Source organism: Anaerobacillus sp., from assembly GCF_046314235.1.
In the GTDB taxonomy this organism is placed as follows: Bacteria; Bacillota; Bacilli; order Bacillales; family Anaerobacillaceae; genus Anaerobacillus.
Map to the genome: position 1 here is coordinate 20,599 of NZ_JBKBWN010000015.1, position 21,035 is coordinate 41,633.

15 protein-coding genes and 3 riboswitches are annotated in these 21,035 nt (G+C 37.8%); all 15 genes read left to right on the plus strand.

Annotated elements, in window-relative coordinates:
• Positions 1-65 precede the first annotated feature (65 nt).
• The 15 genes from ACK4M9_RS17785 (at position 66) to ACK4M9_RS17855 (ending at position 20,674) form a co-directional block, all read left to right on the plus strand.
• Entirely contained in the window at positions 66-818 is a 753-nt protein-coding gene (locus tag ACK4M9_RS17785) for a sugar phosphate isomerase/epimerase family protein (RefSeq protein ID WP_409853519.1), read from the plus strand.
• 34 nt (positions 819-852) lie between these two features.
• Positions 853-1,575, plus strand: a complete 723-nt coding sequence (locus tag ACK4M9_RS17790) for a ThuA domain-containing protein (RefSeq protein WP_409853521.1) — start codon at positions 853-855, stop codon at positions 1,573-1,575.
• Between the two features lie 100 nt (positions 1,576-1,675).
• Positions 1,676-2,644: a sugar phosphate isomerase/epimerase family protein gene (locus ACK4M9_RS17795; RefSeq protein ID WP_409853523.1), complete on the plus strand. Its 969-nt coding sequence runs from the start codon at positions 1,676-1,678 to the stop codon at positions 2,642-2,644.
• Between the two features lie 24 nt (positions 2,645-2,668).
• Positions 2,669-3,721: a Gfo/Idh/MocA family protein gene (locus ACK4M9_RS17800; protein ID WP_409853525.1), complete on the plus strand. Its 1,053-nt coding sequence runs from the start codon at positions 2,669-2,671 to the stop codon at positions 3,719-3,721.
• A 221-nt stretch (positions 3,722-3,942) separates the two neighbouring features.
• Entirely contained in the window at positions 3,943-5,058 is a 1,116-nt protein-coding gene (locus ACK4M9_RS17805; RefSeq protein WP_409853527.1) for a sugar ABC transporter substrate-binding protein, read from the plus strand.
• A gap of 90 nt (positions 5,059-5,148) precedes the next feature.
• Positions 5,149-6,669, plus strand: a complete 1,521-nt coding sequence (locus ACK4M9_RS17810; RefSeq protein WP_409853529.1) for an ATP-binding cassette domain-containing protein — start codon at positions 5,149-5,151, stop codon at positions 6,667-6,669.
• Positions 6,670-6,681: 12 nt separating this feature from the next.
• On the plus strand, positions 6,682-7,854 hold the full coding sequence (locus tag ACK4M9_RS17815) for a sugar ABC transporter permease (protein ID WP_409853531.1): 1,173 nt from the start codon (positions 6,682-6,684) through the stop codon (positions 7,852-7,854).
• Between the two features lie 139 nt (positions 7,855-7,993).
• Positions 7,994-9,682: a methyl-accepting chemotaxis protein gene (locus ACK4M9_RS17820; RefSeq protein ID WP_409853534.1), complete on the plus strand. Its 1,689-nt coding sequence runs from the start codon at positions 7,994-7,996 to the stop codon at positions 9,680-9,682.
• A 220-nt stretch (positions 9,683-9,902) separates the two neighbouring features.
• A complete protein-coding gene (locus ACK4M9_RS17825) occupies positions 9,903-10,880 on the plus strand; it encodes a sugar ABC transporter substrate-binding protein (RefSeq protein ID WP_409853537.1) in 978 nt (325 codons plus the stop codon).
• Entirely contained in the window at positions 10,877-12,340 is a 1,464-nt protein-coding gene (locus tag ACK4M9_RS17830; RefSeq protein WP_409853539.1) for a sensor histidine kinase, read from the plus strand. Before ACK4M9_RS17825 ends, ACK4M9_RS17830 begins: the two co-directional genes overlap by 4 nt.
• Complete coding sequence (locus ACK4M9_RS17835; RefSeq protein WP_409853541.1) at positions 12,315-13,841, plus strand: response regulator; 1,527 nt, start codon at positions 12,315-12,317, stop codon at positions 13,839-13,841. The genes ACK4M9_RS17830 and ACK4M9_RS17835 overlap by 26 nt, the downstream gene beginning before the upstream one ends.
• Before the next feature lie 42 nt (positions 13,842-13,883).
• A complete protein-coding gene (gene xylF / locus ACK4M9_RS17840) occupies positions 13,884-14,978 on the plus strand; it encodes a D-xylose ABC transporter substrate-binding protein (protein ID WP_409853543.1) in 1,095 nt (364 codons plus the stop codon).
• A gap of 161 nt (positions 14,979-15,139) precedes the next feature.
• Positions 15,140-15,328, plus strand: a riboswitch (cobalamin riboswitch).
• 241 nt (positions 15,329-15,569) lie between these two features.
• Positions 15,570-16,184: a TetR/AcrR family transcriptional regulator gene (locus ACK4M9_RS17845; RefSeq protein ID WP_409853545.1), complete on the plus strand. Its 615-nt coding sequence runs from the start codon at positions 15,570-15,572 to the stop codon at positions 16,182-16,184.
• Between the two features lie 382 nt (positions 16,185-16,566).
• Positions 16,567-17,160: a hypothetical protein gene (locus ACK4M9_RS17850; RefSeq protein ID WP_409853547.1), complete on the plus strand. Its 594-nt coding sequence runs from the start codon at positions 16,567-16,569 to the stop codon at positions 17,158-17,160.
• 86 nt (positions 17,161-17,246) lie between these two features.
• Positions 17,247-17,341, plus strand: a riboswitch (cyclic di-GMP riboswitch).
• Positions 17,342-17,593: 252 nt separating this feature from the next.
• Entirely contained in the window at positions 17,594-20,674 is a 3,081-nt protein-coding gene (locus tag ACK4M9_RS17855; RefSeq protein WP_409853549.1) for an Ig-like domain-containing protein, read from the plus strand.
• 106 nt (positions 20,675-20,780) lie between these two features.
• Positions 20,781-20,907: riboswitch (adenosylcobalamin (AdoCbl) riboswitch) on the plus strand.
• The last annotated feature ends 128 nt before the right edge of the window (positions 20,908-21,035 follow it).

Genomic DNA, 21,035 nt, shown 5'->3' on the forward strand with positions numbered 1-21,035 from the left:
AACTAGTAAATTCCAGTTTGTTTGCAATGTAAGCGTTTAATTATCTAGTGAAATGAGGTAAATGCATGGCGAAAATTCCAATTGCTGTACAAATGTATACTTTGCGTGAAGAGGCAGAGCGAGATTTTGCAGGAACACTTAAAAAGGTTGCAGAGCTGGGCTTTGATGGAGTGGAATTTGCAGGATTCGGTGGCTTGACGGCAAAAGAAGTAAAAGTCTTATTAGATGAATATGACCTACGTGTAGCAGCTTGTCATGTTCCACTTGAAGAGTTTGAAACGAATTTAGATAAGGTTATAGAAGAACAAAAAATAATAGGAAGTAACTATGTTGTCGTCCCTTTCTTAACGCCAGAACGTCGAACGGAAGAAGAGTATCAAGCGCTAATTTCCTTTTTAAATAAAGCTGGGGAAATATGCAGACGTGAAGGCATTACCCTTTGCTATCATAACCATGATTTTGAACTTGAGCACCTTACAGATGGAAGGAAGGCGCTTGAAGCAATCTTTGATGATACTGAAGAAAAAAATGTAAAAGCAGAATTTGATATTTATTGGCTTACAAAAGTAGGGGAAAACCCAGTTGCATGGATGAACCGTTATAAAAATAGAACTCCACTCGTTCATTTAAAAGATATGACAACAGATGAAGAACAATTTTTTGCAGAACTTGGAACTGGTGGCGTTGATGTTGAAGCTGTTCTAAAAATTGGTGAAGAAACAGGTGTCGAGTGGTGGATTATTGAGCAAGATATGACTCGTCGTCAACCATTGGAAAGCATTGAAATTAGCTTGAATTATTTAAAAGCAAAACTATAAAAATAAAACAAACCTTAGTTGGGAGAGAGAATTAATGTTAAAGGTAACTGTCTGGAATGAGTTTCGTCATGAACAAAAAAATGAGCGTGTAAGAGAGATTTATCCAAAAGGAATTCATGATGCTATTGCTAGCTTTTTAAAGGATGATTTTGAGGTTAGAAAAGCTACATTAGATGAAGAGTCTCATGGTCTAACCGAAGAAGTCCTACATGAAACTGATGTTTTAATTTGGTGGGGACATATGGCGCATGGAGAAGTTGATGATGTAATTGTTGAAAAGGTCAAGCAACGAGTCCTTGATGGGATGGGATTGATCGTACTTCACTCAGGACACTTTTCGAAAATATTTAAAACATTGATGGGTACATCTTGCGATTTGAAATGGCGTGAAGTGGGTGAGAAGGAACGTCTGTGGGTTGTTGATCCAAGCCATCCAATTGCTGAAGGGCTCGGAGAATATATTGAAATAGAAAAAGAAGAAATGTACGGCGAGCATTTTGATATCCCGGCGCCAGATCAATTATTATTTATTAGTTGGTTTGAAGGTGGAGAAGTGTTTAGGAGTGGTTGTACATACCAACGTGGAAAGGGAAAAATCTTTTACTTCCGTCCAGGACATGAAACGTACCCAACATATTACCATAAGGATATTCAAAAAGTTATTAAAAATGCGGTTCAGTGGGCAACGCCGACGAAACTACCAAAACCTGTCTATGGCAATTCACAGCCAATAGAAGACATAAAACCTAAAAACTAAACAGCAAGAATATTGGTCCATGTAATCAATAGTATCGTTACCTTCGTATCTATGTTGTTAAATTTAGTAGTTACTATCATTTAAAGGAGTGTTCTTAATTATGAAATTAGGCGTATTTACAGTGTTATTTTCACAAAGTAACTTTGAAGAAATGTTAGATATCGTTCAAAAAGCAGGTGTTCAAGCAGTAGAAATTGGAACAGGATGTTACCCAGGAAATGCCCATTGTAACCTCGATCAGTTATTAGAAAGTGAAGAATTACGTAACGAATATTTAGAGAAAGTTAAATCACGTGAGTTAGAGATTAGTGCCTTTAGCTGTCATGGTAACCCGATCTCTCCAGAAAAAGCCTTTGCAAATGAGTCTCATGAAACATTATTGAAAACGATCAAACTTGCCAGTCTTATGAATGTTCCTGTTGTCAATTGTTTTTCTGGAACAGCTGGAGACCATGAAGAAGCAAAATATCCGAATTGGCCTGTAACACCTTGGCCAAATGAATATGGTGATGTACTGAAATGGCAGTGGGAAGAAAAGTTAATTCCATATTGGAAGGAAGTTGGAAAGTACGCACAAGATCATAATGTGAAAATTGGCTTAGAACTTCATGGTGGTTTTCTAGTGCATACTCCTTACACACTACTAAAACTAAGAGAAGCTACGTGTGAGGCGATCGGTGCCAACCTTGACCCGAGTCATCTATGGTGGCAAGGAATTGATCCAGTTGCGGCGATTAAAATCCTTGGTAGGGAAAATGCGATCCATCACTTCCATGCCAAAGATACGTACATTGACCAAGAGAACGTCAATATGTATGGTTTAACAGATATGCAGCCGTATGGTGAAGTGCAAACAAGAGCTTGGACATTCCGGTCTGTCGGATGTGGTCATAGTATTCAAGAGTGGTCAGACATGATTAGTGCATTACGGACATATGGATATGATTACGTTGTTAGTATTGAACACGAGGATCCGCTAATGTCAATTGAAGAAGGTTTTCAACGAGCTGTTACAAACTTAAAGTCAGTGATAATCTCAGAGAAACCAACAGCAGCTTGGTGGGTATAAGGTGAGAAGCGGAGGGAATATATTATGAAAATGAAACTTGGAATTATTGGTTATGGTGGCATGGGTTACTGGCATGGTGAGTATGCACCTCGTGCTGGTGTTGAAGTTGTCGCAGCCTATGATGTTGACCCTAAAAGGCTGGAAATGGCCAAAGAAAGTGGACTTGAGGCCTATGATAATCTAGAAGAATTCTTCAAACATGAGGGTATGAATTTTGTTGTTATTGCGACTCCAAATGACGTTCATAAAGACTTGACGATTAGATCTATGCAAGCAGGAATGCATGTCATGGTAGAAAAGCCAGCGACGATGTCTGTCGCTGATTGGGATGAGATGGTTGCAGAAAGTGAGAAGACTGGCCGTATCCTTACTGTCCACCAAAATCGACGTTGGGATAAAGATTACAACGTGATGCGCAAAGTTGTAGAAGAAGGCAAGATTGGCGAAATAAAATCAATTGAAAGTCGTGTGTTTGGAACAGGTGGTGCCTTCTTTGGTTGGCGTAGTTTCCCTGAGTACGGTGGTGGCATGATTTTGGATTGGGGTGTCCATCTCTTTGACCAATTACTAGGTATGTTCCCCGATACAAAGGTAACAAGTGTTTATGCGAAATTGATGACGGTTCTTGATCAAAAGGTAGATGACTACTTTAAGGTAACTCTTACCCTTGAAAATGGACCACTTCTGCACGTGGAAGTAGGGACATATGCCTTTTACAAGTTGCCAAGATGGTATGTGATCGGAAATGGTGGAACACTACAAATTGATGATTTTGATTGTAAGTCAGGTGGCTATACGAAGCCTCGCTACACGGATACACCAGTTGCTGAGGTAGTCGTAATGACATCAGCAGGTCCAACTAGGATGATGGCCCCTCGCCCGCCAGAAACAAAAGAAGACTTTCCGTTACCAGAGCTAGAAACAGATTGGACAGAGCTCTATCAAAACCTTGTAAATGTGATGGAAGGAAAAGAAGAACTAATCGTTAAGCCTTACCAAGTTCGTAGGGTATTAGTGATTATTGAAGCTGTTTTCCAATCAGCAGAAGAAGAAAGATCATTAGAGGTAAGTATCTAAACATTTTAACTATTGTTTCTATATACTAAAAAAACTAAGAGTAACAGGATGAATTCCTCATCCTGTTACTTTTTTTGTGAAAAAGAGTTTTTAAGTCTTAGTTTAAAAAAGTATAGATGATATTAAAAGAATGCTATATGTTAACGCTTTCACCTTGAGGGATAGGTTATATAATCAACTCGTAACATAAAAAGATAACAATTCGAGAGGGGTACAAAAAAATGAATAAAAGATTGAAAACGATTTCTCTTATGCTTGTTGTAATGATACTTTCTTTAGCGCTTGCAGCTTGTAGCAGTAGTAGCACAGGTAGTAACAGTGGGGTTAACGTTGGTATCGTATTACCTACTAAAGATGAACCAAGATGGGTACAGGATGAACAAAGATTTAAAGATGCATTAGCAAATTCTGAATATACAACAGAAATTTTATTTAGCCAAGGATCTTCAGGTAAGGAAAAAGAAAACGTTGAAACGTTAATCAACAAAGGAATTAAAGTTTTAATCATTAGTCCACAAGATGGTGATGCAGCTGGATCAGCAGTTGAAGCTGCTAAAAAGGAAGGTATCACAGTTATTTCTTACGACCGTCTTATTACAAATACAGATGCGGTTGATTATTATGTAACGTTTGACAGTGTAGCAGTAGGTGCAGCTCAAGGACAATACTTAATTGATAACGTTCAAGGTACAAACGTACCGTTGTATCTGTATGCTGGAGCAGCTTCTGACAATAATGCATTCTTGTTCTTCGAAGGAGCTTGGAGTGTTCTTCAGCCGAAGATCGCTGATGGTACGTTTAAAATTGCAAACTCTAGTGAAGCAATTGCATTAAAAGATACAGCAGAGCTTACTCGTGACCAAATGAGTAAAATTCTTGGGCAAGTAACAACAAACTGGGATCCAAATGAAGCGAAAAACAAAGCCCAAACACATTTAACAGCTGCAGCTGCAGACATGAAAGGAAATGTAGCGGTACTTGCACCAAATGATGGAACTGCGCGTTCGATCGCAGATGTATTCGCATCTGATAGTGAAATTACAAGCTATGCTATTACAGGGCAAGACGCTGAGAAAGCATCTATTCAATATATCATTGACGGCAAACAATCTATGACAGTATTTAAGGATGTTCGTACACTTGTTCAAGATGCAATGGGTATGGCAGTTGATATTTTAGACGGCAAGACTCCTGTCACAACAGGTTCTTACAACAACGGTAATACCGAAGTAAAAGCGAAACAAACAGATGTTATCGTTCTTAACGAAGATAACGTGAAAAAAGAATTGATTGACTCAGGATACTACGAGGCTAGTGAGTTTACTGGGTTGAAATAACCATAAACATCAAAAGGACGTGAAATAGTGATAGATTCGTCTATCACTATTTCGCAATTACAATAGTTGTTTTGTTGAGGGGGGATAACGATGAGCGAATATATATTGGAGATGAAAGGGATTTCCAAGGAGTTTACAGGAGTCAAAGCGCTCAGCAATGTCAATTTCAAAGTGGAAAAAGGTGAGATTCACTGCTTAATCGGTGAGAATGGAGCAGGGAAATCAACGCTAATGAAAGTACTCAGTGGTGTGTATCCCTATGGAACCTATGATGGTGATATTGTCTTTGAAGGCAGTGTGCAGAAATTTAACAAAATTAATGACAGCGTGAAAACAGGGATTGCCATTATATATCAAGAACTAGCGCTGTTCCCAGATCTATCAGTTTATGAAAATATATTCGCTGGTAACGAAGTGAAGCGTGGGGCAATTATTGACTGGAACCAAACGATCCTCGAAGCCAAAAAAATGCTAAAAAAAGTAAAGTTAGATGTAAATCCAGAAACATTGGTTAAAGATTTGGGTGTCGGCAAGCAGCAACTTATCGAAATAGCTAAAGCTTTGAGCAAAGACGTAAAACTGCTGATATTAGACGAGCCGACTGCAGCACTTAATGAAGATGACAGCGAAAACTTATTGGAGTTATTGTGTGAACTGAAAAATCAGGGGATCACCTGTATTATGATTTCACACAAATTAAAGGAAGTCATATCCATTTCAGATAAAGCAACTGTGCTCCGCGACGGTCAAACGATTTGTACGCTCGATGCTTCAAAGGGAGAAATTTCTGAAAGCATTATTATTAAGAACATGGTTGGTCGTGAAATTGAAGATATCTACCCTAAAAGAGAAAAGAAAGCGTTCGGAGATAAAATTCTGGAATTAAATAATTGGTCTGCCTATGATGTCCAGCTAGGTCGCCAAGTTGTCAAAAATGTAGACCTTCATGTTAGAAAAGGTGAAATTGTTGGGATAGCAGGCTTGATGGGCTCGGGAAGGACGGAACTGGCGCTAAGCATTTTCGGTAATGCCAAGTCTTATAAACTTCAAGGCGATTTATTGTTGGACGGTTTGTCTAAAAAGTTAAATCATCCTAGTGACGCAATTGATGCGGGTATCGCTTACGTCACTGAAGATCGAAAGGGTGATGGCTTGTTTCTGATCCAAGACATAAAGAACAATATTTCAGCAGCGAATTTAAAGGGCATTTCATCGAATGGAGTTATCAACCATAACGAAGAAATTAAGATTGCTGATCACTATAAAAATTCTCTTTATATTAAAGCACCTTCATTGGAGCAAATTGTCGGTAACTTAAGTGGTGGCAACCAACAGAAAGTGTCGTTAGGAAAGTGGCTATTCGTTGGACCGAAACTACTGATTTTGGATGAACCGACTCGCGGCATCGACGTCGGTGCAAAATTTGAAATTTATTCAGTTATGAACAAGCTAATTAACGAAGGTATGAGTATTATCATGATTTCGTCAGAGCTTGGCGAGGTGCTAGGGATGAGTGATCGTGTTTATGTCATGGCCCAAGGCGAAATTAAAGGTGAGTTGTCAACTGAAGAAGCTAATCAAGAAAAAATTATGCAACTTGCTACGCAATAGGAGGTTAATCTAATGAACTTTTATACTGAAGCAAAAACGTTATTTAATGAAAATATACGTGACTACGGCATGTACATTGCTCTATTCGTAATTATCCTTACATTCTCCATTATGACGGACGGACTATTTATGTCTTCCCGTAACATTAGTAATCTACTAGATTCAGCTGGTTATATTGCAGTATTAGCGGTTGGTATGACGCTTGTTATCGTTATTCGCCACATCGACTTATCGGTCGGTTATGCAGCCGGATTTCTTGGAGCAATCGCTGCGATCCTTTTAATGCAGGCGGGAGTACCTTTGTATGTTACGATTCCAACTATTCTTGTTCTCGGTGTTTTTATTGGCTTATTTAATGGCCTACTTGTCGCTCAAATTGGGATTCCAGCCTTTGTCGCGACCCTAGCAGGGATGCTTATCTTTAGAGGGGCACTTCTAATGGTGACCGAAAAAACAGGAACAATTATTATCCAGAATGATCATTTCAATGCGATCGGAAACGGGTTTATTCCTTCTCTTGTCCAAGTTAATGGTTTACATCTGCTATCTTTACTTGTCGGCTTACTAGGTATTTTATTGTACATTTACAGCGAAGTATCTACGCGCAAAAATAAAATCAAGTATCAATTTGAAGTGATTTCAAAAGAATTTTTTGCAATAAAATTAGTGTTCGTTTCAGCGATTATTGCTTATATTACCTGGATTTTAGCAGGCTATAACGGTTTTTCTTGGACAGTCATCATTATGTTGTTTGTTGTAATTGTATATCATTTCCTTACAACAAAGACGGTACTTGGAAGACATATATATGCAGTAGGAAGTAATCCAGAAGCTGCACATCTAAGCGGGATCAATGTAAAGAAGATTACCTATATTGTATTTGGTTCAATGGGAATGCTTGCAGCACTTTCTGGAATTCTTTATACGGCGCGTTTGCAATCAGCAACTACAACTGCTGGTACATTGTTCGAGCTTGATGCCATTGCAGCTGCTTATGTAGGCGGTGTATCATCTGCTGGTGGAGTTGGTAAAGTAACAGGCGCGATTATTGGAGCGATTGTTATGGCGTCGTTATCTAATGGGATGAACCTACTAGGAGTCGGTATTTCCTACCAATACATTATTCGTGGTGGTGTTTTAGCAGGAGCGGTTATTTTTGATGTTATGACTAGGAAAAAAAGATAGTTCTAAAGGGGTACTTACCGCAAAGGGAACATAGGAGGGGCTCAATGTAGTCCCTCTATTATTTTAGGTAGGATGCCTTTACATGAACTTTCTTGATCAATGTATACCTCAAAATAATAAGCAAAGGAATTAACTAAAGATGAGTTTAAAAACTAAGTTACTATTTGGGTTTGGTTCTGTTTTGTTTATTTGCATTATTGCATTTGCTAGTATTTATTCCTCCTTAAAGGAAGTAGGACAATCCTATCAAAATTTAGTTGAATACGAGATGTACAAGTTAAGTCTTGCCCATGAAATTCAATATCAAGATTTAGCATCGACAGATTCAATTAAAGGTATTATTATCGATGCTGACAACATTCAAGAAAAACAAAGATATGATGAATATTCAGTTAAAATAAAAAATAGTATTGAAGAAATAAAGCCGCTTCTTGACGATGAGCGTGCAATTCAAATGTTTAATCAGTTAGACAGTTATAGTCAACAACTAATCAATTTAGAAGAGATAATGATGGAACTGGCAAAAACAGATCAGAAAAAAACGATGGAGATATTCAACAACCATTATGCGGAGATTCGAAATATATTTTCTGCTAATCTTGAAGAATTTAAGCAAATTCAGCTAGATTTAATTTCGTCAAAGGTTGCAAAAGACAGTAAATTCATTGAGACAAGATTACTACTTGGTATGTTAGCAATCATTACAACTATCTTTGTTGGTATTATCATTTCGATAACTATTGCTAGAAGGACAACAAAACCAATCAATGAAATTGTAAAAAAGCTAGAGGAACTTTCAAGTAACGAAGGGGACTTAACTGCACGGCTCACAGTTTCTAGTAAAGATGAGGTCGGACAATTAGCTACTGCTTTTAATAAGATGATTGAGACGATCCAACATCTTGTTAGAAATGTTAAATTAACAACAATGGTCGTAGCTTCTGCTTCCCAACAATTATCAGCAAGTGCTGAACAAAATGCAACTGCAACAACCAAAATTACCGAATCTATACAGGAAATTGCTGGAGGTACTGAACTACAAGCTAAACAAGCGGAAAGTAGTACTGCTGCCACACAGGAAATGATCACTAGTATACAATTTATTGCGGAGTCCTCTACAACCGTTTCCGCTTCTTCTATTGTAGCCTCAAAAGAAGCGGAAGAAGGAAATAAGGTGATACTACAGTCGATTAACCAAATGGATTTAATCCAAAAAACTGTAAATGCAGCTGGGTTAAAAGTAAAAGAGCTTGAGTCGCTATCAAATGATATTGGCCATATACTCAATGTTATTACAACTATTGCGGAGCAAACGAACTTACTCGCTCTTAATGCTGCAATTGAAGCTGCTCGTGCAGGTGAAGCAGGTAAAGGGTTTGCAGTAGTAGCAGATGAGGTGCGAAAATTAGCAGAAGGATCAAAAAACTCAGCAACGAAGATCACCGATTTAATAAAAGAAATACAAGTGAACACGACAGATGCTGTAGACTATATGAATAAAGGTGAGCATGAAGTCCAATCGGGAATTATATTAGTTAATGAGGCTGGAGAAGCGTTTGGAAGAATATCTAGTTCAGTTCAGCAGGTCACTGAACAAATACAACAAGTATCCCGTGCTTCAAAACAGTTAACGGCAGGAACTGAAATAATTACTTCTTCAATTGAAAATTTAGTAAATATATCTAATGAATCATTTACCGCTGCTCAAAACGTTGCAGCTTCATCTCAGGAACAGTTAGCCTCTATTGAAGAGATAGCAACCTCAGCTGATAATCTATCTGCTACAGCTACAGAATTACAAAATTTAGTTAGTAGACTTAAAGCTTAAGAATTGCATAGATTTGGTCAGTGGGGTATTAACCGAATTTCTGAGTGAAATTCTAACTTATATGCATTAATTCATTTGGCAATCTATCTAAAGTAACGTCAAATTGAATTATCCTTACTATTGTCACAGTTTGATACGTATTATATCTAAGGTAACATTTCCCCATAGATGAAATGTTACCTATAGTTTATTATTAGGGAGGAGGGAAGGGGATATCTACTTGCGAAAATTAGCAATTACTACACTTTGTTTCGTACTGGGCTTCCTTTGTTATCTAACACTCCTCTCGGCAGAGAAAGTCTTTCGCTCGGATTGGCAATTGCCTCAGGCTATCGACCAAAATCATACACCATATCGTCTCGTTTTAATTACAAGAGATATGGAAACTCCATTTTGGGACAAGGTAGGGAAAGGCGCTCTAGCACAAGCCGAAAAGGATGGAGTAAGCCTTGAAGTCTGGGGAAGTTATGGAAACAATCAAGAAGATTTTATGAGGAAAATGGAAATTGCGATCCACTCAAAGGTGGATGGTATCATCATACAAGGTCTTGATACGGACGAGTTTAAAAAAATGGCGAAAATTAAGGCATCGTTCTATGGGATTCCTATCATTACCGTCGCAAATGATGTACCGATGTCGGAAAGCCTTAGAAAAACGTACGTCGGTTCAGATCAGTATTTGGCGGGGCGAATGATCGCGAGGCAGTTATTGACTGACATGGGTTCGAAGGGAAACGTTATTCTGATGTACGGTGATCAGCAAGAATACTATCAAAAACAACGATTAAGTGGCATTCAAGACGTTCTGAAAAACTACTTAAACGTAAAAACGATTTATGCAGAAACCTCAGACACGAGGGAGCAGGTGATTGCCACTACCCAGGATTTGTTGAACCGAATGCCTGAAGTAGATGCCTTTATCGCAGTCAATGCGAATATCTTAGGTGCGATGATTCAAGAAATTGGCAAGCGCTCCCAAGTTGAACCCTATCATATATACTCATTTGACGACGGTCCTGAATCGATGTCACTACTGACGCAAGGGAAACTCGACGGCATTATTGAGCAATCCCCGGAAATGATGGGCAAAATCAGTGTGGAGCTAATCGTGGAATGGTTGAAGGGTGAGACAGTTCCACTCGATATGAATGGTCATTTCACTGACATACGTTTTTTGAAAGCGATGGACGAACAATGAATAAAATTCAAAAGAAAATACTAATGCTCACAACTGTCGTTTTGATCATCATGTCGGCTATTTGGATTACGCTTACATTTTATAATCATAAAACACAAAATCAATACCATGAAATTTTACAAAGGTATTTAAGTATGAATGAAGTGACGCGAACGAGCCAGCAAGTGATCACAGATTTAAATAATTATATCCTTACACCTTCTTCTAGTAGTCTCTATGAGCTGAATTTGAGCAAGGGAAAAATTGGAAAAGCAAAAATGGAGGTTAACAGTCTCAGGAACACAGAAAATGATTTCGCATTAACAAACTATATAAATTTAATTGATAGTTTCATTGAAACAACGGACAGGTTATTGTTGTTCCATTCAAAGCTTGATACAGAGGCTTATGTTAAAGAATTCACGGAGGTTACAAGAATTTCTAACTACATTTCTGAAATGACGTTAACCTTAATTGATACAGATTTGAAAACGTATGATCTGTTTTATCGTGGGATTATCGAACAATCTAAAGAATTGATAAAGCTTGGTATTTGGCTACTACTCTTAATCACATTTCTATTGTTACTTGTCACATATTGGTTTTCACTAACTATTACACGGCCAATTCTTAATCTAACAGAAGCCGCGAATGAGTTATCCAAAGGTAGGTTTGATTTGCAAATCAAAGTAAAGACCAATGACGAAATCGCCTTCCTCGCTGAAACGTTCGATCGAATGCGGATCAACATTAATAATTTGATCTCGGAAATTAAACAGAAGGCACTACTCGAGCGTGAGCTTCAGCAGAATAAGATTTTGCTTCAGGAAAGTCAGTTCCGAAGTCTGCAAAGTCAGATCAATCCACACTTTTTGTTTAATACACTAAACACGCTTTCCAAGAAGGCTTATTTGGATGGAGCGGACGAAACGAGTGATTTGCTCGTAAGTGTTGCAGGGCTATTACGCTATAACTTAAAGCGTTTAGACAGATCTGTGACCTTACACGAGGAAGTCGTAGTTTTGCAACAGTATATGGACATCCAAAAAGCAAGGTTCACAGAACGACTTCACTTACACACGGAAATAGATGATATGTGTCTTGATGTGAAAATTCCTGCGTTGACTTTACAACCGATCATTGAGAATGCGGTTATCCATGCCGTGGAGCCTAAAGAAGACGGCGGCATCATTTCATTTAGGATAAAAGATAGAGGGAACTGGGTATTAATTGAGATTGAAGATGACGGAATGGGGATGCCACAAGAGAAGATTAAACAAATTCTAGAAGAACATCCAATCGAAATGGAAGGTCATTCGACTGGAATTGGTTTTAGTAACGTCGTTAAGCGCCTCCGACTTTTCTATGGATATGATGACGTAATAGATATCGAAAGTAAAATTGGACTGGGCACGAAAGTGTCGTTAAAAATCAGAAAAACAAGGAGTCGAGAAGATGATAAAACTCCTAATTGTCGATGACGAACAGATAGAGCGGGACGGCATGCAAGCGATATTGCAAAGAGCCTATCCAGACCTCGTCATTGAACAAGCGAAAAATGGTAAAATTGCTATCGAATTGGCAAACGAATTCAAACCACATTTAATATTAATGGATATTAAGATGCCTGGAATGAATGGCCTTGAGGCTGTTCAACATATAAGTACAAGTGACAGACAAGTAAAATTCATCATGGTTACGGCTTATGATACATTTGATTACATGCGTCAGGCAATTAAGCTAGGTGTTAAGGATTATTTGCTTAAGCCAAGCAAAGTCAGTGATATCTTGGCGACCGTTGGGAAAGTTCTAAAACAGATTGAAGAAGAACAGAAATCGTTGGAGATGAGCAAGGTTGCTCTTCAAAAAACGTTAACTCTCGTTGAAACCGACGTTGTGACACAACTATTGTTCGATCATGTGCATGAGGTTCATTTAGACATGCTTGTAGAAATGTTAGACATTCGTTCAACGAATGAAATGTTTGTGATGCTCGTGTTGCTTCCAAAGGGATCAGAAAATTTGTATTCGAAAGTAAAAGAAAAAGTTAGGCAAACGAGGAGTGGTTGGGTCGGTGCCATGTATGGCAATCAACTTCCGATCATCGTGTTTAGGCAACCGGACAAATCATACCGTTCCCAGGCTATTACTCTCGCCAGGGATATTCTTACCTTAGCAAAATCCCATCACGAAACAGGGTGGTTTGTTGGGATCGGCAATGTTTGTGCTACCTTGGATGAAATTAGGAAATCGTACCAGAACTCGCTAATAGCTACTATTGATGCAACACTTCCTGTTAAATACAGGTTTTATTCGGATGTAACGATTTTACGCGATGTTAACAATGTGCAACTTGTCAAACATCAGAAAAAAGAATTTTCTGATCAAATTCGTCTTGGGAATTGGGAAGAAGTTCGTACCCATGTTATGAACTTAATACAATGTTATGAAAATCAAGGAGCTGCTCTGCTGCAAACACAACAACGAGTGCTAGAAGTGCTCTGGATCGCATCTCGGGTAATGAGTGAAATGGGTGTCGAGACAGTTACTCCTCTTTATTCGATTCAGACCGTTGATTATCGTCAATTTCGCCTAGAAACGAACTATTTACTTGACCAAATGAGGCAGTCTTATCTCGAGCATTATGACCGTCTAGAAGCAGATACGATCCATCAGATCAAACAATATATTATCGAACATTCTCATGAAGATATTTCTTTGGACTCCTTAGGGAAGAAGGTCGGCTTAAGTCCGATTTATATTAGCAAAATGTTTAAGGAAAAGTTAGGAATTAACTATATCGACTTTTTGACAGAATGCCGGATTGAAAAAGCAAAAAAACTAATGACGGACCCTGGAAAAAGTATTAAAGAGATTACCTTCGAGGTTGGTTATCACGAACCAAACTATTTCAGTAAGGTTTTCAAAAAAATGTGCAACGTTTCGCCCAAAGAGTATCAGAGAATGCTTTTTGGCAAGTGAGAATACTAGTTTATAAGTCTTAATGGAGAAGGAGACAGGTTGATGAGAAAGTGGTTAAGCAAAGCTATGTTTGTGATGAGCGTCATTGCTTTATTCTTCGTTGTCTCAGCTTGCGAAGAAGCTAAGGAGACTTTGGATCATAATATTCCTTCTCAGTTAATGGAAAAAGAAAAGAATAAAGAAGCTGCCTCTGAGGAGAAAATCAAAATTGGTTTCTCAATGGATACGTTAGAAGAGGAACGTTGGCTAAAGGATAGAGATCTTTTCAAAGAGGCAGTTGAGGCTTTGGGGGCTACAGTTGAGATCATGGCCGCCAATGGCGACGACGCGGTCCAAATTTTACAAGCTGAGACGTTAATTAGTCAAGGTGTTGATCTTCTCGTTGTCGTTCCTCACAATGCAGAGGCAACAGCGGCAATCGTCAATAAAGCACATTTGATGGGAATTAAGGTCCTCTCATATGATCGCTTAATTAAAAATGCTGATATTGATTTCTATATTTCCTTTGACAATGAACGGGTTGGTGAATTGCAAGCAGAGGCAATTACGAAATTGGTTCCAAAAGGGAGATATGTTTACATTGGAGGCGCTGTTACGGACAATAATGCTCATTTATTCAAAAAGGGTGTATTCAACGTTCTTCAGCCCTTGATCGACAATGGTGACATTACAATCGTGTTCGACCAATGGACAAAGGATTGGAATCCTGCAAACGCATATACCAACATGGAAGCGGCTCTAAAAGCAAATCATAATCAGATAGATGCAGTGATTGCTGCAAATGATGCTACGGCTGGTGGAGTCATAGAAGCTCTTGCTGCTCAGGGACTCGCAGGCAAAATTCCAGTCGCCGGACAAGACGCTGAGCTTGCAGCCGCACAGCGTATCGTCGAAGGGTCTCAGACAATGACTGTTTATAAGCCGATTAGAACCCTTGCTGAGGAAGCAGCTGAGCTTGCGGTCAAGCTCGCAAAAGGGGAAGAAGTAGCAGCTGAAAGATTAGTCAATAATGGAAAAATCGAAGTTTCGTCTATTTTACTTTCACCGATCGCTGTCGACAAATTCAATATCGATAGAACGATTATTACGGACGGATTCCATTCATGGCAAGAGGTATACCGGAATGTAGGGAAGTAAACGGTTAAAAGTATAAATTTCATAGGTTAGCAAACAAAGAGCAGGCATTATTAAAAGACCGGTTTCTTTGTTTTATAGGGATTTATACTAAATCAAAAAAATACTTAATAATAGAAAATATTGACAAAAGCTTTTCGGTAGTAATAAGATTAATGCAATTAAATAATCAGTTCATTTCTAGGTTTCTTTCTAAGAATTAATAGGGAATTTGGTGAAATTCCAGAGCTGTCCCCGCAACTGTAAGTGTGGATGAAATGATAAAGCCACTGCGCCACTTGAAAAATGGTGTGGGAAGGATCAGAGTAGTATGAAGCACAAGTCAGGAGACCTGCCTAAAATGAATACCTTGTCAATTCTTCGGGGAGTGAGAATTGAATTTGGAGTAGGCACAAGAATATAGTAATGTATAGGTGAACATACCTAGCTATTTTGTGCTTTTTCAAAAATCTATGTTACTCTTCCATTTTGGAAGAGTTTTTTGTTTATTGTGACTCCCAAAAGCATCACTTTAGTGACTATGTTTTCTAAAAATAGCTAAAGCTTTAGTTTAACTAGTTGCATTTAACTTTAACTCACGACAGGGGGATTACAGTGAAGAAATTAACCATTCCTACTCAGGTCAAGTGTGACCGAAAGGTTAAGGAAAGACGACAACAATTGGTAGAAGCGGCCAAAGTCTTATTTTTGGAAAAGGGATTTCATAAAACGACAACTCGAGATATATCAAAAACAGCCAAATTAAGCTTTGGAGCAATTTATGAATATATTGGAAGCAAGGAAGATATTTTATACTTATTAATAGAGGAATTTTACGATCAGTTGGATGGAACCTTACAGACTATTCATTTGGACAATAACAGAGTCAGTTTATATACGTTTATTAATGCATATTTCAGAGCGATCGATCGACTAAGTGGTGAAATCAAAATTATCTACAGAGACCTTCAATCATTACCAGCCACATATATTGAGTATGTGCTCTCTAAAGAAGCAGAATTTTTCAATTTTGTTAAAAAGGTACTTAAAAGAACATATCAACTAGAAAACGCTATAGTAAGTGAAGAATATATTTCTTTGTTGGCTCGGAACCTAATCATTCAAGGGCATATGTGGGCGTTTAGAAGCTGGGACTTAAAAGATAAGCTATCGTTAAAAGAGTATATTGATCTCCAAAGTACATTTTTTTTGAATGCCATTCAGGAGTAGCTTAAATTTTATATGCTTTTCACCCCTGCTCCTTCAGAGAATTTGAAGGGGCTTTATGTTGATGTTTCTCAATAGGGGAAGCTAATGAGCGAGGAATCATGACATTGCCAGTGAGTAATAACAAAAAAATCTAAAAATAGTATACCCCTAAAAATATCATTTATTGTATAAAAATGTATAATTATGTTATTCTACTACTATATTTAACTACCAAATGTTGAATGCCTGTACAACAACTCTTACCATCGTTGGTAACTAGTTGTAAAAACAGTTTACTATGGTTTCGAGTGGGTCTATAGAAGTTTCTGTGGTAATTCATTAGGTGGTTGCATATATTCAGTAATAGTTTAAAAAAAAATGAAATGATTAGGGAGGTAAGAAAATGGAATTTTTAAAATTTTTATTGGCATTATTCAGAGGTCAAAAATCAATAGCAGACATTAATGTAAATGAAATGTTTCGACCTGCTGCAATAACATTAGGTTCAGCTTCTATAGCAATAGGACTACTATATTCTTATATTGGAGCAGTTAGTTTTTGGAATGACAAGTTAGATTGGAAAGATTTTTTTACAGGATTAGTGAAAAACATTCCTTTAGTTGCTGTAAGCTTTGCTTTAGTAGTAGGATTACTATTTTTGTTTTTCACGGTTTTAAAAATAGATAAAGACTGGAAGTTCTTTGTTGTACACACAGCTATCATGTTTCTTGCAGTTTTACCTTTTTTACTACTGGCTCTAATTTTCTCATCTAACGTAACGTTAAGTGTCGTATTTGGGCAGGTTAGTAGTATCGTTCCATTCTTGTATTTGTTTTGGTTCTTAAGTAACGAAAGAGAAATTGCGATCATTAGAGTGTTTTGGGGCGTAGTATCGTTATCAATTTTAATGAGTGCTACATTTAATTTATTGGGGGTTAATCCTTTTTCAATAACTACAATTAATACGATTAAAACAATATTAGGTAATATTTTTTAACTAGTCTGTTTGATTAACTGAAAATTGGGAATTATATGAGGCTTTTCCATCATTTCCAAATGCTAGTTTAGTTGATATATTATTTTTAACCGAAAAGGCAAACCTAAGGAAACTTAGGGACGCAAAGCTAAAGGGGCTTCATCGTAGAAGATATTCGTTAAGCACTGGCAATGTTATCATTACCTTTCCAGGTGCACAGGTGATTATTTTTCCAATCCCTATTTAAAATACTTCAATAAATTTTAGCACTTAGGATAAAAAAGCTACATAAGTTCCTCATCTAAATGGCTAGATTCTGTCTCTTTTCTATTAGTACTTTCTAGCAAAAATCTACCAAATTTACTCTTCATATTTTCTATTTAAAATCAGTAAATGATGATATATTAAATATACTATTAATATAGTAGAACGTTTTGAAATTGAGGCGAATAGGATGTCAATTGATTTAAAGAGATTGGTAAAATTGTTACTTATTTTAGTTTTTGTTTTTCCCCACTACCCATATGTAATAAATGCAGAAGGAGTAGAAGGAACAGTAGTCAGTGGATTTTTAAATGAGGACACGACTTGGACCAAAGAAGGCTCACCTTATAGGTTAATAGGAAACCTTACAATACCGAAGAATGTCACGCTAACGATCGAGCCTGGAGTGTCTGTTGTTGGTAAAATTGGTGTCTGGATCCAAACGTCTGGGAAATTGGTTGCAATTGGTGGAGAGACAGAAGGTGAGCGAATCAATTTTAATACTGCCTATATTCAAAGCACATCTTTTCCAGAAACCTATGTCCATCTTGAAAATGCAAATCTAACTCATGGATTTAACGGTGGCTTTTTGGTGACAGGAGCGAACCTTTATTTAAAAAATAATAGATTTTCCAATGGTTCGATATCTGTATCATACCCGAAAACAATAGAACCACTGATTTCAGGAAATTTATTTCAACAAAACGCTACAGTAGATGTTTGGCTCGGATCTAAAAATACAAAAATTACCAATAATACGTTTTTAAACATTACGGGTGATGCAAAGTTCCCTGACATTAGTATTGGTTGTAGCCTTGACTGTCAAAGTCCAAACCTTGAATTGTCAGGAAATAACTTTTTCGGATTAGATCATGCTTTTATAAAATTTCAAAGTGATAAACTGCTCACCTTTGATGGAGCAAATAATTACTGGGGAACTACAGACATAACAAAAGCAAACCAATTCATCATTGATGCAAGTGATAACCCCAATTTTAGAGCCTTGTTAAAAATAGATCCGATTGCCTACAAGCCATTTGATTACGGGCATCCATTTGGAGAACTTACGGTGCCATTCGTTCATTCGGTGGGGGATGATCATCAAGTGGTTACTGGTCTGACAGATTCTGATAGCAAAATCGAAGTTTGGAACGCTACTGGAAAGATAGGGGCGGGATTCTCAATTCAGAACGGAACGTTTTCAGTGGATATTCCAAACCAAAGAGTTGGTACTGAGCTCACGATTTTTGTAACTGACAGTTATAACCGAATTAGTGAACCTTTGACTACTATTGTTCTTGATAAGACAGCTCCTGAGGCGCCGATTGTTGACGAAGTGACAGATGCGATAGATTACGTCTCGGGTAAAGCTGAACCTGGGGTTAAGATTACTGTTATGGCAACGGGGAAAGTGCTTGCTATAGGCAATGCCGATCAAGACGGCCAATTTAAGATCAGAACTGGCACACTCCGTGCTGATAGTACGATAGAGGTTCAGGCTGAAGACGATGATGGAAATAAGAGCTTAGTTGTTACAGTAACAGTCCGAGATGTCACCCCTCCAGCGAAACCTGAATTAATTGAGGAATTTACTGACGCAGTCAATTTTATTAGGGGGCTTGCGGAACCAGGTTCAACCGTTGTTGTTACTTCAGGTTCTACTGAACTATTACGTCAAACTGCAAAATCCAATGGTGAATTTGGAAACTATATCCAACCACAAAAGTCAGGGGAAATAATCAAGATAGTTGCTATAGATAAGTCAGGAAACAAAAGTGAACCATTAATTGTTGAGGTGAAAGATGTCACCCCGCCTTCTCTTTATGTATATCGATTTGGTGACAGTAACGAATACCTCTATGGTGTATCTGAAATAGGTGCCGAAATCTACGTATTAAAAGATGGGCTACTCATCGGAACAACTATTGTTGTAGGAGACCAGGACTTTAAGGTAGAAATCCCTCGCCAACTGGCTGGAACGAAATTAACCGTCATTTCTAAGGATAATGCTGGCAATGAAACGAAAACAGAAATAGTTGTTGAAGACGTTACTTCCCCTACAAAGCCAGTGGTGGACACAGTGACGGATAAGAGTAATGTGGTTACAGGTAAGGCTGAAGCTTTGACAACTGTTCAAGTTCAAATTGGTACTAGTGTTGTTGGGACTGGTCAGGCCGATATAAATGGTAGTTTTTCAATAAAAATCCCTGTCCAAGTTGCAGGTACGGTCATTAAGGTAACTGCCAAAGACGCTGCGGGTAACATCAGTGCTTCAACGAACGTAACCGTTAAAGATGTGATACCACCGGCTGTTCCAAAGGTAAATGGGGTAACGAATAAGACTTCTACTATCTCCGGGAAAACAGAAAAAGCCGCTACAGTTACCGTGAAGATTGGAACAAAAACGTATTCAGGGAAAGCTGATGAATTTGGTAGCTATAAACTATCCATTCCCATCCAAAATGCTGGAACGGTCATTTCAGTTACAGCGAAAGACGTTGCTGGAAATACTAGTGCGACTAGAACTGTAACGGTGACAAGGGTCGCGCCAAATGTTCCTGTCATCAATACAGTTAATAATAAAGCAACGTCTGTATCGGGTAAAACAGAAAAAAATGCTACTGTTTCGGTAAAAATCGGAACAAAAACGTATTCAAGTAAAGCAGATGAAAACGGTAATTATAAACTATCCATTCCAGTTCAGAATTCTGGAGCTATCCTTTCAGTAACAGCAAAGGATACTGCAGGGAATACTAGTGCGACTAGAACTGTAACGGTGACAAGGGTCGCGCCAAATGTTCCTGTCGTCAATGCGGTAAACAATAAAGCCGCTTCAGTGACGGGAAAAACAGAGAAATATGCTACTATTTCGGTGAAAATCGGAACAAAAACGTATTCTAGTAAAGCAGATGTGAAGGGTAACTTCAAAGTATCAATTCCAATTCAAAATGCCGAGACAACGCTTTCCATTACTGCAAAAGATAGTTCAGGGGCGGTTAGCTATGCTAGAAAAGTAAAGGTAGTAAAAGTAGCACCGAATATACCGGTGGTAAATCCAGTTAGGTATTATTCTACGACAGTTACTGGTAAAGCAGAAAAGTCCTCTATTGTTACTGCTAAAATTGGTACGAAGGTATATTCAGCTAAGGCCAACGCTAATGGCAATTTTGCGATTTATATTCCGAAACAACGCAAAGAAACACTCATTAATGTTACTGCAAAAAATTCAAAAGGTAATATTAGTGCCACAAGACAAGTGAAAGTGTATTAAATACTTTTGATTTTTGACACAGAGTTTAAATAAAATTATTGATTTAATAGAAAAATAGAGTTATATTTAAGAACGTAATTAGCATTTCTATGTTACGAATATGACAATTTAAGCATCTAAGATATTGGATGGCGGAAGTTCGGTGAAAATCCGACACTGTCCCGCAACTGTTAAAGTCAGACACGTCGCCATTATCTTTTAGCTATATCCTTCGAGGTAAAAGGATGGCTATTGGCGATACATTTGCTATATATACTAACGTATTATCTACGTTGCTCTATTTATGTATATATACTACACATTGGCCTTTAACCACCCTCTACCTATTTTTAGTAGAGGGTTTTTACTTTTTAAGGAAACA

What these genes read in the sequence shown, in the direction of transcription:
- ACK4M9_RS17785 (WP_409853519.1), top strand. Translation starts at nt 66, where the DNA reads ATGGCGAAAATTCCAATTGCTGTACAAATGTATACTTTGCGTGAAGAG.
- ACK4M9_RS17790 (WP_409853521.1), top strand. Translation starts at nt 853, where the DNA reads ATGTTAAAGGTAACTGTCTGGAATGAGTTTCGTCATGAACAAAAAAAT.
- ACK4M9_RS17795 (WP_409853523.1), top strand. Translation starts at nt 1,676, where the DNA reads ATGAAATTAGGCGTATTTACAGTGTTATTTTCACAAAGTAACTTTGAA.
- ACK4M9_RS17800 (WP_409853525.1), top strand. Translation starts at nt 2,669, where the DNA reads ATGAAAATGAAACTTGGAATTATTGGTTATGGTGGCATGGGTTACTGG.
- ACK4M9_RS17805 (WP_409853527.1), top strand. Translation starts at nt 3,943, where the DNA reads ATGAATAAAAGATTGAAAACGATTTCTCTTATGCTTGTTGTAATGATA.
- ACK4M9_RS17810 (WP_409853529.1), top strand. Translation starts at nt 5,149, where the DNA reads ATGAGCGAATATATATTGGAGATGAAAGGGATTTCCAAGGAGTTTACA.
- ACK4M9_RS17815 (WP_409853531.1), top strand. Translation starts at nt 6,682, where the DNA reads ATGAACTTTTATACTGAAGCAAAAACGTTATTTAATGAAAATATACGT.
- ACK4M9_RS17820 (WP_409853534.1), top strand. Translation starts at nt 7,994, where the DNA reads ATGAGTTTAAAAACTAAGTTACTATTTGGGTTTGGTTCTGTTTTGTTT.
- ACK4M9_RS17830 (WP_409853539.1), top strand. Translation starts at nt 10,877, where the DNA reads ATGAATAAAATTCAAAAGAAAATACTAATGCTCACAACTGTCGTTTTG.
- ACK4M9_RS17835 (WP_409853541.1), top strand. Translation starts at nt 12,315, where the DNA reads ATGATAAAACTCCTAATTGTCGATGACGAACAGATAGAGCGGGACGGC.
- xylF (WP_409853543.1), top strand. Translation starts at nt 13,884, where the DNA reads ATGAGAAAGTGGTTAAGCAAAGCTATGTTTGTGATGAGCGTCATTGCT.
- ACK4M9_RS17850 (WP_409853547.1), top strand. Translation starts at nt 16,567, where the DNA reads ATGGAATTTTTAAAATTTTTATTGGCATTATTCAGAGGTCAAAAATCA.
- ACK4M9_RS17855 (WP_409853549.1), top strand. Translation starts at nt 17,594, where the DNA reads ATGTCAATTGATTTAAAGAGATTGGTAAAATTGTTACTTATTTTAGTT.